The organism is Pseudomonas sp. TSO6, assembly GCF_056098905.1.
Window position 1 is genome coordinate 1 of record NZ_JBLZWV010000011.1, and the last position, 16550, is coordinate 16550.

Consider the following 16550-nt stretch of genomic DNA (forward strand, 5'->3'; position numbering starts at 1 on the left):
ACCACAGGACCCCGCTGCCCTCAGGGGCTTTGCAGTCCCTGTGGGAGCTGGCTTGCCGGCGATAGGGCCGGTACAGGCAATGCGTCAATCAGGTGCGGAACCTGCGCACCAGCGAATCCAGCTCATTGGACAGCCCTGCCAGGCTCTCGGAGTCCTGGCGCGCCGCCTGGGCCAGTTCGGCCACCAGCTGCGCATCCCCGTGAATCTGGCTGATATGCCGGTTGATGTCCTCGGCCACCTGGTGCTGCTCCTCGGCCGCCGTGGCGATCTGCGTGTTCATGTCGCGGATCACATCCACCGACTCACGGATTTGCCCGAAGCTGTCGCGGGCCAGGCCGATACGGCTTACCGACTGCTGCGACACTTCCAGGCTGGCATGCATCTGGTCGGCCACTTCGGCCGTGCGGCTGGCCAGGTTGCCCAGCAGGCCGTCGATTTCGGCAGTGGAGTCGGCTGTGCGCTTGGCCAAGGCCCGCACTTCGTCGGCCACCACGGCAAAACCACGGCCCTGCTCACCGGCACGGGCTGCTTCGATGGCCGCGTTGAGGGCCAGCAGGTTGGTCTGTTCGGCAATCGAGCGGATGGTGCCGAGGATCGACTGGATAGCGTTGCTGTCACGCTCCAGCTGCTGGATCGACTGCGCGGACTGTTCGATCTCGTGGCTCAGGCGGTCGACGCTTTGTACGGCGGCGTCGATCTGCTGCTGGCCCTCGCGTGCTTGCTGCTGACCGCTGTCGGCCGACTGCGCCGCCTGGCTACAGGAACGGGCCACTTCGTTGGCGGTGGCGACCATTTCGTGGAAGGCGGTGGACACCATGTCCACGGCTTCGCGCTGGCGGCCAGCGGCTTCGGCCATGTCGCTGGAAACGCGGGTCGAGCTGCTGGAAGTGCTGAGGATTTTGCCGGCAGCAGCGCCGATGTGCTGGATCAGGCTGCGAATGGCGCCGAGGAACTGGTTGAACCAGCTGGCCAGTTGCGCGGTTTCGTCGCGGCCACGGATTTCCAGGTTGCGGGTCAGGTCGCCCTCGCCCTGGGCAATGTCCTCCAGGCCGCTGGTGACGCTATTGATCGGGCGCACGATCAGCTTGGCGAAGCCTGCACCGACCACTGCGAACAGCGCGGCCAGCACTACGGCAATGCCGCCGATCAGCCAGGTCAGCCGGGTGGTGGTCTGCATCACTTCGCTTTGTTCGATCAGGCCGATGAAGGTCCAGCCCAGTTGCTCATCGGGGTAGACGTTGGCCATATAGCGCACGCCATTGAGCTCGACCTCGACCAGGCCTTTGCCGGCCTTGGCCAGCGCGGCATAGCCGTCGCCAAAGCTGGCCAGCTGCTTGAAGTTGTGAGCGGCGTCGCGTGGGTCGACCATGACGTTGCCGTTGCTTTCCACCAGCATCAGGTAGCCGCTTTCACCCAGCTTGATCTGTTTGACGATCTCGGTCAGGCCTTTGAGCGACACGTCGATGTTGACCACGCCGCCGGGGTTGCCCAACTGGTTGGCCACGGCGCGCACGGTGCTGACCAGTACCGCGTCGTCGGCCGCCCAGTAGTAGGCGCCGGTACGCACGGTCTTGCCCGGGTTGGCCATGGCCAGTTGGTACCAGGGGCGGGTGCGTGGGTCGTAATTGACGAACTTCTGCCCGGCCGGCCAGCCCGTGTAGCCGCCGTCGTTCACCCCGTAGGACAGGTAAGCATAGGACGGATGCGCGTTGGCCAGGCGGGTCATGAAGTCGAGGAGCTTGCCGGCCTGTTCGCCCAGTTCGTAGGACGGGGCGGCGCTCATGTACTTGTTCAGCTCGCTGCCGGTGGCGGCGACCATTGGCTGCGAAGCCATGTACTCGACGTTCTGGTTGATGCCCTGGAAGAAGATGTTCATCGCGTTGCTGACCTGGCGGATTTCCCGGCTGCTACCGTCGAGGAATCCGTCGCGGGCTTCGCCGCGCAGGTTGAGGACCACCAGGGTGGCCACGAGGACAATGGGCAAGCCGGCGATGACCGCGAATGCCCAGGTCAGTTTCTGTTTGATGCTCATCGACGCTCCCGGAATTTTTATTGTCGACCCACGAGGCAGGTAGCCAGTACATCGGCAGCATTCCGGTTTTTATGAAGCAAAACGCCCGTATTTCTTGGATAAAGCCGCGGTTGATGACTATTCGGTCGCGTTTGGACGCTTTTGGCATACCAAACGCGGGTGACCGATCAGTGACAGCAACTTCCAGCAGCACCGTTGGCCAGGTCCTTGAGGATCGGACAGTCCGGGCGGTCGTCCCCCTGGCAATGCGAAACCAGCTCGCCAAGGGTGTCGCGCAGGCTCACCAGTTCCTCGATACGCCGGTTCAGTTCATCGATGTGCTGCATGGCCAGCGCCTTCACATCGGCGCTGGCACGCTGGCGGTCTTGCCACAGGGTCAGCAGCTTGCCGACCTCTTCCAGGGAAAAGCCCAGGTCGCGGGAGCGCTTGATGAAGGCCAGGCTGTGCAAGTCTTCTGCCTGGTACAGGCGGTAGCCGCTGTCGCTGCGCGTGGCAGGTTTGAGCAGGCCGATGGATTCGTAATAACGGATCATCTTGGTGCTAAGCCCGCTGCGGCGGGCGGCCTGGCCGATGTTCATGGCGCTTCCTCGTTGGTGCTGGTGGGTTTCCACGCCTTGAGCCACAGCGCGTTGCTGACCACGCTGACGCTGGACAGGGCCATGGCGGCGCCGGCCAGTACCGGGTTGAGGTAACCCAGCGCGGCCAGCGGGATGCCGATCAGGTTATAGATGAACGCCCAGAACAGGTTCTGGCGGATTTTGGCGTAGGTCTTGCGGCTGATTTCCAGGGCGGCCGGCACCAGGCGCGGGTCGCCACGCATCAGGGTGATGCCGGCGGCCTGCATGGCCACGTCGGTGCCGCCACCCATGGCAATGCCGATATCGGCGGCCGCCAGGGCCGGGGCGTCGTTGATGCCATCGCCAACCATGGCGACCACGCCATCCAGCTTGAGCGCGGCCACGGTGGCGGCCTTGTCGGCCGGCAGCACTTCGGCATGCACATCGTCGATGCCCAGGGCGTCGGCCACCACCTTGGCGCTGCCGCGGTTGTCGCCGGTCAGCAGGTGGCTGCTGATGTGCTGTGCGTGCAGGGTATTTATGGCTTGCGCGGCGCCGGGCTTGAGGCTGTCACCAAAGGCGAACAGGCCCAGCACACGGGGTTGCGTGCCGCGTTCGATCAGCCACGACAGGGTGCGCCCCTCGGCTTCCCAGGCCTGGGCCTTGGCGGCCAGGTCACCAGGTTGCAGGGCGCTTTCGTCGAGCAGGCGGCGGTTGCCCAGGGCCAACTCGCGGCCCTCTACACATCCGGCGATGCCGCGCCCGGTCAGCGACTGGCTGTCGGTAACGCTTGGCACGTCCAGCTTCTGTTCGGCGCAGGCATCCAGCACCGCCTTGGCCAGTGGGTGCTCACTGCCGCGCTGCAGGGCGCCGGCCAGGCGGTGCAGGTCGGCGCTGCTGCCCACTTGCGCCTGGCTGTGGACAACCCGCGGGCTGCCAGAGGTAAGCGTGCCGGTCTTGTCGAAGACCACGCGGTTGACCGCATGGGCACGCTCCAGGGCTTCGGCGTCCTTGATCAGGATACCGTGGCGGGCGGCAACCCCGGTGCCGGCCATGATTGCTGCAGGAGTGGCCAGGCCGAGGGCACAGGGGCAGGCGATGACCAACACGGCAACGGCGTTGATCAGTGCGGTTTCCAACGGTGCGCCGGCCAGCCACCAGCCGATCAGGGTGATAAGGGCCAGTACCAGCACGGCCGGGACGAACACTTCGCTGACCCGGTCGACCAGCTTCTGGATCGGCGCCTTGGCGGCCTGGGCGTCTTCCACCAGGCGGATGATACGGGCCAGCACTGTTTCGGTGCCCAGCGCCTGGGTGCGCACCAGCAACCGGCCTTCGCCATTGATGGCACCACCGGTGACACTGTCGCCGGGTTGCTTGGGCACCGGCAGGCTTTCGCCGCTGATCAGGGCTTCATCGGCATGGCTGCTGCCGTCTTCGACCACGCCGTCTACCGGGAACCGCTCGCCGGGTTTGACCAGTACCAGGTCGCCCAGATGCAACTGGGCGATGGCCACGTCTTGCTCCTGGCCGTCGACTACCCGCACGGCGCGCTCCGGGCGCAGTGCCTCAAGGGCGCGGATGGCACTGGCGGTCTGGCGCTTGGCACGGCTTTCCAGGTACTTGCCCAGCAACACCAGGGCAATCACCACGGCCGAGGCTTCAAAGTACAGGTGTGGGGCCATGCCGGCAGGGGCCTGCGCCCACTGGTACAGGCTCAAGCCGTAGCCAGCGCTGGTGCCTAGCGCCACCAGCAGGTCCATGTTGCCGGCACCGGCGCGCACGGCCTTCCAGGCGGCTACGTAGAAGCGGGCGCCAAGAATGAACTGCACCGGCGTGGCCAGCAGGAACTGCGCCCATGCAGGCAACATCCAGTGCAGGCCGAATGGCTGCACCAGCATCGGCAATACCAGTGGCAGGGCCAACAGCAAGGCTGCGCCGACCGCCAGGCGCTCGTTGCGCAGGCGGCGCTGGGCAGCGCTTTGGTCGCCGTTTGCCGTTTGCGGCAGGCTGGCGCTGTAGCCGGCCTTGTGCACGGTGTCGATCAGCAGGTTGTCATCAACGGCTGCCAGCACTTCAAGGTGCGCGCGTTCGCTGGCAAGGTTGACGCTGACCTGCTCAACACCCGGCAGCTTCCCCAAGGCGCGCTCTACGCGGCCGACGCAGCTGGCGCAGGTCATGCCGCCAATCTGCAGTTCGACGGTACGGGTGGGCACGCCGTAGCCGGCTTCGCGCACGGCATCGACCAGGGCGGGCAGGCTGTTGGCCGGGGCCTGGACCCGAGCCTGTTCGGTGGCGAGGTTGACGCTGACCTGTTCAGCGCCGGTGACCTTGCGCAGGGCGCGTTCGACCCGGCCGGCACAGCTGGCGCAGGTCATGCCGGAGATCGGCAGGTCATACGTGGTGGATGCGGGCATGGCTCTCCTCCTTGGACAGGCCTCCAGCATCAACCTTGCCATGCAGGTAAGGTCAATAGCCCAGGCCGGCTCGCTTCAACTCCAGCCCATACTGCCCCATGGCGATGCGGTATTTGTTGATCTGGCCCGCCTGCAGGTTCAAGCGTGTGCTGCGTTGGTCTTCGATACCCGCTGCGCAGCCTGGCATCTGCCCTGGCAAAAGGCGCAGGCGCACATCTACCGGGCCGGGCGGCAGGTTGAACGAGGTGGATTGCTCCTGGAACACACGCCCGGAAAGCTGATCGTTGAGGTAGACGCCGATTTCGCAGTTGGTGGCCACTTCCAGGCGTTCTCGGGAAATGATCAGTACGCTGTAGTCCGAATTGCCCTCGGCACTGGCCGGTGGCACCGCAGCCAGCGCGCTCAATAGCCCGACGACGCCCAATGCTGCCCTGAACATGAAGAATCTCCTGCTTGCCTGATCGTCAAACGCGAAGCTTGGCCGACACGGGCGCGGATTTCCACCCCAGGTGTTGCTGGCAGGGCTTGACCTTGCCCCGATGGCAAGCTTGAGACTCGTTGAAAACCTGAAGGAGGCAACCCCCATGCAAGTGTTCAATGTACAAGGCATGACCTGTGGCCATTGCGTGAAAGCCGTGACCCGCGCGGTGCAGGAGCAGGATGCAGCGGCCAAGGTCGAGATCGACCTGGCAGCCAAGCAGGTACGGGTGCAGAGTGAACTGGGGCAGGAGCAGATCCTTACGGCCATTCGTGATGAGGGTTATCAGGCCGAACTCGCCTGAAGACTTGCTAGTGGGAGACTTACCGGTGGGAGCGGGCGTGCCCGCGAACACCGGCGTAGCCGGTGCCATCCACCGCGGTGCCTGATTCGCGGGCACGCCCGCTCCCACAGGGACCACGGCAGTTTCAAGTTTCGAGCGAGACAGCTGTCACCGCAAGGCCCGAGGTTTGTTGCAAATGTTTTCAGCCTGAGCGGCTCCACAGCAGGTAGAATCGGGCACTTGCTTAGCCTGCTATGGATTCCTGATGAACCTGCGAATGGTGCTCATCCTGGGCGCACTCAGTGCGTTCGGGCCCTTGGCGATCGACTTCTACCTGCCCGCCTTCCCGGCCATGGCGCAGGCGTTCGCCACTGATGAAAAACACATCCAGGCCACTTTGGCCGCCTACTTCCTCGGCCTGTCCATCGGCCAGTTGGCCTATGGCCCGGTAGCCGACCGCTTTGGCCGGCGCATACCGCTGATGTTCGGGGTGACCCTGTTCACCCTGGCGTCGCTGGCCTGTGCCTATGCCCCCAACCTCGACACCCTGGTACTGGCGCGCTTCGTCCAGGCACTGGGCGGTTGTGCCGGCATGGTGCTGTCGCGGGCCATCGTCAGCGACAAGTGCGACCCGGTGGCCTCGGCCAAGGTGTTTTCGCAACTGATGCTGGTCATGGGCCTGGCGCCGATCCTGGCACCGATGCTGGGCGGGGTGCTGGTGAACCTGGCGGGCTGGCAGTCGATCTTCCTGGCCTTGAGCCTGTTCAGTGCCGCCTGCCTGCTGGCGGTCAGCCTTGGCCTGCCGGAAAGCCTGCCTGAGCACATGCCGCGTCAGCCGCTGTCTGGCGCTTTGCGCCAATACCTGCGGTTATTTTCTGACCGGGTGTTCCTTGGCCATGCCTTGACCGGTGGTATCGCCATTGCCGGCATGTTTGCCTACATCGCCGGTTCGCCTTTCGTGTTCATCAAACTCTATGACGTGCCGGCCGAGCACTACGGCTGGCTGTTCGGTACCAACGCCGCCGGCTTCATCCTGGTGGCACAGGTGAATGCACGCCTACTGGCCAAGCGTGGCCCGGCGTTCCTGCTGGCGCGCGGGGTGTGGGTGTACCTGGCGGCAGGCCTGGCGCTGTTGGGCGTGGCAGCCTTGCAGCCGACACAGTTGTGGCCGCTGCTGGTACCGCTGTTCATCTGCATCGCCAGCCTGGGCTGCATCATCCCCAACGCCTCTGCCTGCGCCATGAGCGGGCAGGGCGCACGCGCTGGCAGCGCCTCGGCACTGATGGGCTGCCTGCAGTTCAGCGTCGCCGCAGGGGCGGCGGCACTGGTCGGCCTGCTGCATGATGGCAGTGCGGTACCGATGGCAATGGTGATCAGCTTGTGCGGTGCATTGGCAGTCAGTGTCGCGCTGCTGACCCGACGCTTGCAGGCCAGGCGTCCCGCATAAGCGGGTGAGGTGCCTGCAGGCGGGTTTCGAGCGTGGCGACGAAGGCCCGCGCCTCGGCCTCGCTGCGGAAACTGACCACGTGTTGATCGAGCTGGACCTGCCAGGGGCAGGCAGGGTTTCGGCTCGATGCACTGACGACAATTTTCATCGCGGCATACCTCCAGAAGGGGGGGAGCCGCTCAAGTGTAGCGCTGCCCCTCGAGCCCGCCACGCGCTATATCAGTGTCCTGACTGACGGTCGAAAGGCGCATTTTCTCACGCTGTTTCCCGCTTTGGGCGTTATGCCCGCAAACTCGCAGAACCTTCGCTTCGTTGCGCGCTATTTGCGGAACATGGCTGTGGGCCGTATCTGAAATTGCAGCAAGTATTTTTTCATCAAGATATTTCTGCGCTGCTGTAAACCTGTGTCGGCGCTTTGCTGACCGGGTTCCGGGTCGTTTTCCCAGGTTGCTTCATTAATTTCCAAGGGTAGGTATACCCAGTGGTTTTTCGCCGCTGGTACGTCGGCACGTGGCCGCCTGGATGGCGTTTTCTGCGGCTTATACTGGCGAACCAGGCCAGTGACAGCGAGAGGTGCTTCCCTGCCAGGGTTGGCCATCGCATCCACACCGTGAACTTGCAGGGAGTTACAGGGATATGAACGCAGCCAGCAGTATCAGCCAGATTGCCAGCCTGATGGCCGACCCGAAGCGCAGTGCCATGTTGTGGGCATTGATCGACGGCACGCCACGGCTGGCCAATGAGCTCGCGATAATGACCGGCCTGACTTCGTCATCGGCCTGCGCGCACCTTTCGTTGCTGTCGTCGGCCGGTTTGCTCAGGCATGAAGCACGTGGCCGCAAGCGCTATTTCCGCCTGGCGACACCGCAGGTCGGGGCCGCCGTGGAGGCCTTGGCCAGTGTTCAGCTGGAGAGCGCCAGAGGGGAGCAGGCCAAGGCGCCGGTATCACCGTTGCCCATGTCGATGCGCCGGGCACGCCGCTGTGGCGATCACCTGGGGGGGGAGCTGGCCAGTGAGCTGTACCATCGCCTGGTGGTGGCCGGCTGGCTGGAAGGCAGCGGCCGACAGTTGATGGTGAGTGACGAGGGGCGGGCGCAGTTGGCCTTGGTCGGGGTCTACATCGATGCCCTGGCGCCACACCAGCAACGTGGTTGCGTGATCTGCCGTTGCACCGAGTGGAACGATCAGGCCCCGCACCTGGGTGGCGTACTGGGCCAGGCCTTGTTCAGGCTGTTTCTGCAATCTGGCTGGATGCGCGAGGCCGAGGACACGCGGGCATTGCATATCTCGGCGCTGGGTATCCAGCAGATCAATCGCATAGCCCGCGTGGCGACGTTGCAGGTCGGCTGAGCGCAACGGCGTCGGTCAATCAGACCAGCCGGGCATCCAGGCTGTTCTGCGCCAGCCGACGGGCCTGGTCTTCGGTCATGCCCAGGTGGGTGTGCAGGGCGTGGAAGTTTTCCGTCACGTAGCCGCCGAAGTAGGCCGGGTCGTCCGAGTTGACCGTAACCTTCACGCCGCGTTCGAGCATGTCCAGGATGTTGTGCTGGCTCATGTGGTCGAACACGCAGAGCTTGGTGTTGGACAGCGGGCACACGGTGAGCGGGATCTGCTCATCGATGATGCGTTGCATCAGGCGCTCGTCCTCGATGGCGCGAACGCCGTGGTCGATACGCTTGATCTGCAACAGGTCGAGCGCTTCCCAGATGTACTCGGGCGGGCCTTCTTCGCCGGCATGGGCAACGGCAACAAAGCCTTCGCTGCGCGCCCGGTCGAACACGCGCTTGAACTTGCTTGGCGGGTGACCCATTTCCGAGCTGTCCAGGCCGACGGCGATGAACGCGTCGCGGAACGGCAGGGCCTGGTCGAGGGTTTTTTGCGCTTCCTCTTCACTGAGGTGGCGCAGGAAGCTGAGGATCAGGCCACTGCTGATGCCCAGTTGCTTGCGGCCGTCGTTCAGCGCCTGGTTGATGCCATTGAGCACCACTTCGAAAGGGATGCCGCGGTCGGTGTGGGTTTGCGGGTCGAAGAACGGTTCGGTGTGGATCACGTTCTGGGCTTTGCAGCGTTGCAGGTAGGCCCAGGTCAGGTCGTAGAAGTCCTGCTCGGTACGCAGCACATCCGCGCCCTGGTAATACAGGTCGAGGAACTCCTGCAGGTTGTTGAAGGCATAGGCACCGCGCAGGGTCTCCACATCGGCCCAGGGCAGGGCGATCTTGTTGCGCTCGGCCAGGGCGAACAGCAGCTCGGGCTCCAGCGAGCCTTCCAGGTGCAGGTGCAGTTCGGCCTTGGGCAGGGCGTTCAACCAGTCATACATAATGGGGTATCTCAATCAGGTACGGTTGCCGCCATTCTACAGGGGCTGGCCGGGCATTGCGCCCGGCCAGGCTGCGACCCGGTGAATCACCAGACCAAGGGTTCGCCCTTGTAGTTGATGAACCGCAGGCCGCCGTTGCCGCTTTGTGCGTTGATCTGGTCGAGCATGCCGCGGGTGCTGGTGTACACGTCGATTTCGGCGTTTTCGCCGCCCATGTCGGTTTTCACCCAGCCCGGGTGCATGGCCAGCACGCACAGGTCGGGGCGCTGTTGTTCGACCACGAAGCTGTTGATCATCGAGTTGAGCGCTGCCTTGCTGGCCTTGTACAGGCAGATTTCGCCCCCGTCGGGGATGGTTACGCTGCCGAGGATCGAACTCATGAAGGCCAGCACGCCGCTGCCCTCGCGCACCTGGCCGACCAGGCGGCGGGCCACGCGGATGGGCGACACGGCATTGGTCATGAACAGGTCGCCGATGTCCTTGTTCTGAACCGTCTCCAGGTCTTGCGGCAGGGGGCCCATGACGCCCGCATTGACGAATACCAGGTCGAACACCTGGCCTTGCAGGCGTTGTTTCAGCCCATCGAGTTGGGCGGTGTCGTTCATTTCCAGCTGTTCGATGCGCACGCCGGTTACATCGGCCAGGGCGCCGGGTTGCTGCGGGTTGCGCACGGTGGCAGTGATGTTCCAGCCGTCTTCGTTCAGGCGTTGCACCAGGCCCAGGCCAAGCCCGCGCGAGGCGCCGATGATAAGTGCGGTTTTTGCGTTAGCCATGTGAACGCGCTCCGTGGTCGGTGAAAGAGAAAGGTATTTGAGAATAATCCACAGCGGCACTCACTGCCTTGCCGATGAATGTATAAAAAACGATCAACTGCGCCGGGGCCTTGCCCGGCCGGGCGCTTCGCCTGTTGGCGCACGGGTTATCCACAAGCTGATCCACAGTTATTGTGTGCAAGCCTACGACCTTGCAGGCAGCCCCGCCTGGCCGCGTGTTGGGGATAACTCGTGAGCTTTCAGCAGTTTGCGGCTGTCATCAAACAGTGATCAAAATATGATCAAAGCTCTGGAGGCCATGAAAACAGTAGCTTGCAAGCGACTGCCCCAAGCTTATCCACAGGCGGGCCCACAGTTGTTGTGGGCAATGTTCAGCATGCTTCGAGCAGGATGCGCCCGCGGCTCAGGTCGGCCAGTTGCTGCTGCAGTGGCGCCCTGTGGGCATCACCAAGCGCGATCAGCAGGTCTACGCCATTGGCGGTGAACTGTTCATTCAGTACCAGGCCGTCCACCTCCGCCAGGCGCAGTTTAACCAACGCGAGTTCGCTGAAACTGCAACTGCAGGTGAATTCGCTGCGCTGCACCAGCAGCCGCTTGGGTGCCTGTTGCAGGCACTTGTTGGCGCCGCCGCCATAGGCCCTCGCCAGGCCGCCGGTACCCAGCTGGATACCGCCGTACCAGCGGATCACCAGCACCACGACCTGGTCGCAGTCCTGCGCTTCGATGGCTGCCAGGATCGGCCGGCCTGCGGTGCCGCCGGGTTCGCCGTCATCGTTGCTGCGGTACTGCGCGCCGAGCTTCCAGGCCCAGCAGTTGTGGGTGGCGGCCAGGTCGCTGTGGCGTTCGATAAAGCTCATCGCATCGGCGGCACTGCTGATCGGCCCGGCGAGGGTGATAAAGCGGCTTTTGCGGATGTCCTCGCGGTATTCGCAGAGGTCGAGCAGGGTAGAAGGCATAAATGACGGTTACACAGCGGGCTTGATGCCGCAGCCTTTCAGAATGATGTGGATAAGGTTGTTGCTTGCGTCTTCCATGTCCTGCTTGGTCAGCCGGCTGCGGCCGGTGACCTGGCAGATCTGGGTAGCGAAGTCGGCGTAGTGCTGGGTGCTGCCCCAAAGCAGGAAGATCAGGTGCACCGGGTCGACCGGGTCCATCTTGCCGGCTTCGATCCAGGCCTGGAACACGGCAGCCCGGCCACGGAACCACTCGCGGTAGTCGGCACTGAAGTATTCGGTCAGGCAGGTGCCGCCGCTGATCACTTCCATTGCGAAAATCCGCGAGGCCTGCGGGTTGCGCCGCGAGAACTCCATCTTGGTGCGGATGTACTGGCTCAGCGCTTCACCGGGGTCGTCCTCGACGCTCAAGGCGTTGAAGGTGCTGTCCCACAACTCGATGATGTTGCTGAGCACGGCAATGTACAGGCCCAGCTTGTTGGTGAAGTAGTAGTGCAGGTTGGCCTTGGGCAATTCCGCCTTGAGGGCGATGGTGTTCATGCTGGTGCCCTTGAACCCATGGCGGGCGAACTCGTCTTCGGCGGCCTGGATAATGGCCTGTTCGTTTTTCTGGCGGATGCGGCCCGCGGGCTTGCCCGAGGCGGAGAGGCGGTGCGCAGGGACTTCTAGGGTCATGGACGATTCCGTACGGGTCAGTGGCTGCGGCTGTCGGACAAGATTACCTGCCTGCGCCGAAGTGACAAGCGTTTGCGGCACAGACTGGCATCAACGTGTCGCAGCCAGGCTGTCGAGGAAGCTTTCCAGTACCAGGTTGGGCCGCCGGCCCTTGCGCGTTACCCAGCTCAGGCTCAGGTCATAGAAGCGCTGTTGGGGCTTGAGGGCGCGCAAGCGGCCTTGCTGCACCCAAAATGTGGCGTAGTGGTCGGGCAGGTAGCCAATGTAGCGCCCGGTGAGGATGAGAAACGCCATGCCTTCGCGGTCCGAAGCACTGGCCGTGCAGTTCAGCGCCTGGTAATGGGCCTGGATGTCGGCGGGCAGGCGGAAGGTGGGGGTGATGGCTTCCTGGCTGTTGAGGCGGTCGTCGTCGACCTGCTGGTCATCGGCATAGAACAGCGGGTGGCCGACCGCGCAGTACAACAGCGAGCGTTCGCTGTACAGCGGCTGGTACTCAAGGCCCGACAGCGGGCTGGTCTGAGGTACCACACCAACATGCAGGCTGCCGTCGAGCACGCCGTGTTCGACCTGGCTGGGGGCGATCATGCGGATCTGGATACGCACATCGGGCCCGCGGTCCTTGAGTTCGGCCAGGGCATGGGTGATGCGCATGTGCGGCAGGGTGACCAGGTTGTCGGTCAGGCCAATGTTCAACTCGCCACGCAAGTGCTGGTGCAGGCCGTTGACCTCGGTGCGGAAACTTTCCAGGGCGCTGAGCAGTTGCAGTGCCGAATGGTAGACCTCGCGGCCTTCCTCGGTCAGCGAGAAACCGGCGCGGCCACGCTGGCACAGGCGCAGGCCAAGGCGTTGCTCCAGGTCGTTCATTTGCTGGCTGATGGCCGAGCGGCCAATGCCCAGCACGTTCTCGGCGGCCGAAAAGCCACCGCACTCGACCACGCTGCGGTAGATCTTCAGCAGGCGGATGTCGAAATCGCTGACTTGGGCGAGTGGATCGGGGCGTCGGCTCATCAGTTTAGTCACGGCCTGTCTGAAGATTAGAAATGTTGGCTTTTTCAGACTTTATCGCCGTGCCAATTTAGCTGCAACAACATACATCGTTGCCTAATCGTCTTTCGAGGAACCGCCGATGAACATGCCCGAAACCGCTCCGGCCGGTATCGCCAGCCAGCTCAAGCTGGATGCCCACTGGATGCCTTACACCGCCAACCGCAACTTCCACCGCGACCCACGGTTGATCGTGGCGGCCGAAGGCAACTACCTGGTCGATGACCAGGGGCGCAAGATCTTTGATGCGCTGTCTGGCCTGTGGACCTGCGGCGCCGGGCACACCCGCAAGGAAATTACCGACGCGGTCACCCGTCAGCTGAGTACCCTGGACTATTCCCCGGCGTTCCAGTTTGGCCATCCGCTGTCGTTCCAGCTGGCGGAAAAGATTGCAGATCTGGTTCCAGGCGATCTGAACCACGTCTTTTATACCAACTCCGGTTCCGAGTGCGCCGACACCGCGCTGAAGATGGTGCGTGCCTATTGGCGCCTGAAAGGCCAGGCGACCAAGACCAAGATCATCGGCCGTGCCCGCGGCTACCATGGCGTGAACATCGCCGGTACCAGCCTGGGTGGCGTGAACGGTAACCGCAAGATGTTCGGCCAGTTGCTGGATGTCGACCACCTGCCTCACACCGTGCTGCCGGTGAACGCCTTCTCCAAGGGCATGCCGGAGGAGGGCGGTATTGCCCTGGCTGACGAAATGCTCAAGCTGATCGAGCTGCACGATGCCTCCAACATCGCTGCGCTGATCGTCGAGCCGCTGGCGGGGTCTGCCGGTGTACTGCCGCCGCCTAAGGGTTACCTGAAGCGCCTGCGTGAAATCTGCACCCAGCACAACATCCTGCTGATCTTCGACGAAGTGATCACCGGCTTTGGCCGCATGGGCGCGATGACCGGTGCTGAAGCCTTCGGCGTAACCCCGGACCTGATGTGCATCGCCAAGCAGGTAACCAACGGCGCCATCCCGATGGGCGCGGTGATTGCCAGCAGTGAGATCTACCACACCTTCATGAACCAGCCGACGCCGGAATACGCCGTGGAATTCCCGCACGGCTACACCTATTCGGCCCACCCGGTGGCGTGCGCCGCCGGTATCGCCGCGCTGGACCTGCTGCAGAAGGAAAACCTGGTGCAGTCCGCCGCCGAGCTGGCGCCGCACTTCGAGAAGCTGCTGCACGGCGTGAAGGGCACCAAGAACGTTGTCGATATCCGTAACTATGGCCTGGCCGGCGCCATCCAGATCGCCGCCCGTGACGGTGATGCCATCGTCCGCCCGTACGAAGTGGCGATGAAATTGTGGAAGGCAGGCTTCTATGTACGCTTCGGTGGCGACACCCTGCAGTTCGGCCCAACGTTCAACACCACGCCGCAGGAACTGGATCGCTTGTTCGACGCCGTCGGCGAAAACCTGAACCTGATCGACTGATCTTTCCGATTTCGATGCCAGGCGCGCGCATGTATAGATAGCGCGCCTGCCTCTACCTTCTATATCCGGAGTTTTGCATGAGCATTGTTCAGCACCTGATCCATGGCGAGCTGGTTTCCAAAGGTGAGCGCACCGCCGATGTCTTCAACCCGTCCACCGGCCAGGCTGTACGCAAGGTCGAGCTGGCCAGTCGCGCGACCGTGCAGGAAGCGATCGACTCCGCCAAGGCGGCCTTCCCGGCCTGGCGCAACACCCCACCGGCCAAGCGCGCCCAGGTAATGTTCCGCTTCAAGCAACTGCTGGAGCAGAACGAAGCCAAGATTTCGCAGATGATCAGCGAAGAGCATGGCAAGACCTTGGAAGACGCAGCCGGCGAACTGAAGCGCGGCATCGAGAACGTCGAGTTCGCCTGCGCAGCGCCAGAAGTATTGAAAGGCGAGTACAGCCGCAACGTCGGCCCGAACATCGATGCCTGGTCCGACTTCCAGCCGCTGGGCGTGGTCGCGGGCATTACCCCGTTCAACTTCCCGGCCATGGTTCCGCTGTGGATGTACCCACTGGCCATCGCCTGCGGCAACGCTTTCATTCTCAAGCCGTCCGAGCGTGACCCCAGCTCGACCCTGTACATCGCCCAGCTGCTGCTGGAAGCCGGCTTGCCGAAGGGCATCCTGAATGTGGTGCACGGTGACAAGGAGGCGGTGGATGCGCTGATCGAAGCGCCAGAAGTAAAAGCACTGAGCTTTGTCGGTTCAACGCCGATCGCCGAGTACATCTATGCCGAAGGCACCAAGCGCGGCAAGCGCGTGCAAGCCTTGGGTGGCGCGAAGAACCACGCGGTACTGATGCCGGATGCGGACTTGGACAACGCCGTCAGCGCACTGATGGGCGCGGCCTACGGTTCGTGCGGCGAGCGCTGCATGGCCATTTCGGTGGCGGTATGCGTGGGCGACCAGGTGGCCGATGCCCTGATTGCCAAGCTGGAACCGCAGATCAAGGCACTGAAGATTGGTGCCGGCACTTCGTGCGGCCTGGACATGGGCCCGCTGGTAACGGCTGCTGCCCGTGACAAGGTAGTGGGTTACATCGATGACGGTGTTGCTGCTGGCGCCAAGCTGGTGGTGGATGGCCGTGGTTTGCGTGTGGCCGGTAATGAAGATGGCTACTTCGTGGGCGGCACCCTGTTCGACAAGGTGACCCCGCAGATGCGCATCTATAAAGAAGAGATCTTCGGCCCGGTGCTGTGCGTGGTGCGTGTAAACAGCCTGGAGCAGGCCATGCAGCTGATCAATGATCACGAATATGGCAACGGTACCTGCATCTTCACCCGTGACGGTGAGGCGGCGCGCCTGTTCTGCGACGAGATCGAAGTGGGCATGGTGGGTGTGAACGTGCCGCTGCCGGTGCCGGTGGCTTATCACAGCTTTGGTGGCTGGAAGCGTTCGCTGTTCGGTGACCTGCATGCCTATGGCCCGGACGGGGTGCGCTTCTATACCCGTCGCAAGGCGATTACCCAGCGCTGGCCGCAGCGTGCCAGCCATGAAGCGTCGCAGTTTGCATTCCCTAGCCTTTAAAGGCGGGTAATTAAAGCGGGGAGGCCGAAAGGCCTCCCCGCTTTGTTTTTTGGGGGTGTTCGCCTTGGGCATTTCAGCAGTGTTCGCCTTGGGTCTTTCAGCGCCTGTGAGATCGAGCGCCGCCCGCGCGGCGCATCGCCGGCAAGCCAGCTCCCACATTTGTTTCGGGCCAGTTCAGCCTGTGCCATTGGCGCGCGACCCCTTGTGTGTTCCATTCGATATCGAAGGTTGCGCCGCCGCTTCTCTGCAACCTCCAGCCATACACCCAGGGGGGCGCGCGCCAATGGCTCAGGAATTATTGGCCCGAAACAAATGTAGGAGCTGGCTTGCCGGCGATGCGCCGCGCGGGCGGCGCTCGATCTCACAGGCGCTGAATGTGTTGTGGCGGGCACCTGGTGGCCTTTCTAGGGTGTTTCCCGCCTATATTTCAATTTCTTGAAATTAAGTGTTGACGCCCTTCCGAATCCCCTTATAATGCGCCCCACTTCCAGCGACATCGGAACGACAAACTCCTTGAGATTCAATGAGTTAAGTAGTTAAGGTGATGCTGAAAGGGCTACGATCGAAAGATCGC

15 protein-coding genes and 1 pseudogene are annotated in these 16550 nt (G+C 63.1%); 5 read left to right on the top strand and 11 right to left on the bottom strand.

Going from position 1 to position 16550, the window contains the following annotated elements; translation table 11 throughout:
* Window positions 1-88: 88 nt before the first annotated feature.
* The 5 genes and pseudogenes from ACN6NG_RS02925 to ACN6NG_RS02945 all read right to left on the bottom strand — a co-directional run bounded on the left by ACN6NG_RS02925 (window position 89) and on the right by ACN6NG_RS02945 (window position 5445).
* The gene (locus tag ACN6NG_RS02925) at window positions 89-856 is read right to left on the bottom strand and encodes a methyl-accepting chemotaxis protein (protein WP_370529840.1); all 768 of its coding nucleotides are present in this window, start codon (window positions 854-856) and stop codon (window positions 89-91) included.
* Between the two features lie 90 nt (window positions 857-946).
* Window positions 947-2032: pseudogene (locus ACN6NG_RS02930) on the bottom strand (HAMP domain-containing protein); the annotation flags it as partial.
* A 167-nt stretch (window positions 2033-2199) separates the two neighbouring features.
* Window positions 2200-2610, bottom strand: coding sequence for a Cu(I)-responsive transcriptional regulator (gene cueR, locus ACN6NG_RS02935; protein ID WP_016497881.1), 411 nt, complete (start codon window positions 2608-2610; stop codon window positions 2200-2202).
* A complete protein-coding gene (locus tag ACN6NG_RS02940) occupies window positions 2607-5006 on the bottom strand; it encodes a heavy metal translocating P-type ATPase (RefSeq protein WP_474312898.1) in 2400 nt (799 codons plus the stop codon). The genes cueR and ACN6NG_RS02940 overlap by 4 nt, the downstream gene beginning before the upstream one ends.
* Window positions 5007-5058: 52 nt before the next feature.
* Entirely contained in the window at window positions 5059-5445 is a 387-nt protein-coding gene (locus tag ACN6NG_RS02945; protein ID WP_059395799.1) for a hypothetical protein, read from the bottom strand.
* A 145-nt stretch (window positions 5446-5590) separates the two neighbouring features.
* Here ACN6NG_RS02945 and ACN6NG_RS02950 point away from each other — a divergent pair, with 145 nt between their 5' ends.
* Entirely contained in the window at window positions 5591-5788 is a 198-nt protein-coding gene (locus ACN6NG_RS02950) for a heavy-metal-associated domain-containing protein (RefSeq protein WP_016484763.1), read from the top strand.
* Window positions 5789-6032: 244 nt separating this feature from the next.
* Complete coding sequence (locus ACN6NG_RS02955; RefSeq protein WP_474312901.1) at window positions 6033-7214, top strand: multidrug effflux MFS transporter; 1182 nt, start codon at window positions 6033-6035, stop codon at window positions 7212-7214.
* Here the strand turns inward: ACN6NG_RS02955 and ACN6NG_RS02960 are convergent.
* Window positions 7165-7362, bottom strand: coding sequence for a hypothetical protein (locus tag ACN6NG_RS02960; RefSeq protein ID WP_080642756.1), 198 nt, complete (start codon window positions 7360-7362; stop codon window positions 7165-7167). The genes ACN6NG_RS02955 and ACN6NG_RS02960 overlap by 50 nt on opposite strands.
* 488 nt (window positions 7363-7850) lie before the next feature.
* Here ACN6NG_RS02960 and ACN6NG_RS02965 point away from each other — a divergent pair, with 488 nt between their 5' ends.
* A complete protein-coding gene (locus tag ACN6NG_RS02965) occupies window positions 7851-8564 on the top strand; it encodes an ArsR/SmtB family transcription factor (RefSeq protein ID WP_019472756.1) in 714 nt (237 codons plus the stop codon).
* Between the two features lie 19 nt (window positions 8565-8583).
* On the opposite strand, the gene ACN6NG_RS02970 is transcribed toward ACN6NG_RS02965, so the two are convergent.
* The 5 genes from ACN6NG_RS02970 to ACN6NG_RS02990 form a co-directional block, all read right to left on the bottom strand.
* The gene (locus ACN6NG_RS02970) at window positions 8584-9531 is read right to left on the bottom strand and encodes an adenosine deaminase (protein ID WP_049273703.1); all 948 of its coding nucleotides are present in this window, start codon (window positions 9529-9531) and stop codon (window positions 8584-8586) included.
* Between the two features lie 86 nt (window positions 9532-9617).
* Window positions 9618-10304 (bottom strand): SDR family oxidoreductase, encoded by a 687-nt coding sequence (locus ACN6NG_RS02975; RefSeq protein WP_063424072.1) that lies wholly within the window; start codon window positions 10302-10304, stop codon window positions 9618-9620.
* 371 nt (window positions 10305-10675) lie between these two features.
* Complete coding sequence (locus ACN6NG_RS02980; protein ID WP_474312904.1) at window positions 10676-11260, bottom strand: IMPACT family protein; 585 nt, start codon at window positions 11258-11260, stop codon at window positions 10676-10678.
* Between the two features lie 9 nt (window positions 11261-11269).
* A complete protein-coding gene (locus tag ACN6NG_RS02985) occupies window positions 11270-11932 on the bottom strand; it encodes a TetR/AcrR family transcriptional regulator (protein ID WP_016497890.1) in 663 nt (220 codons plus the stop codon).
* Between the two features lie 90 nt (window positions 11933-12022).
* On the bottom strand, window positions 12023-12943 hold the full coding sequence (locus tag ACN6NG_RS02990; protein WP_026034606.1) for a LysR family transcriptional regulator: 921 nt from the start codon (window positions 12941-12943) through the stop codon (window positions 12023-12025).
* A 115-nt stretch (window positions 12944-13058) separates the two neighbouring features.
* On the opposite strand from ACN6NG_RS02990, the gene aptA reads away from it, so the two are divergent.
* Window positions 13059-14405, top strand: coding sequence for an omega-aminotransferase AptA (gene aptA / locus ACN6NG_RS02995; RefSeq protein ID WP_063424074.1), 1347 nt, complete (start codon window positions 13059-13061; stop codon window positions 14403-14405).
* 77 nt (window positions 14406-14482) lie between these two features.
* On the top strand, window positions 14483-15976 hold the full coding sequence (locus ACN6NG_RS03000) for a CoA-acylating methylmalonate-semialdehyde dehydrogenase (protein WP_012270363.1): 1494 nt from the start codon (window positions 14483-14485) through the stop codon (window positions 15974-15976).
* Window positions 15977-16550: the final 574 nt, after the last annotated feature.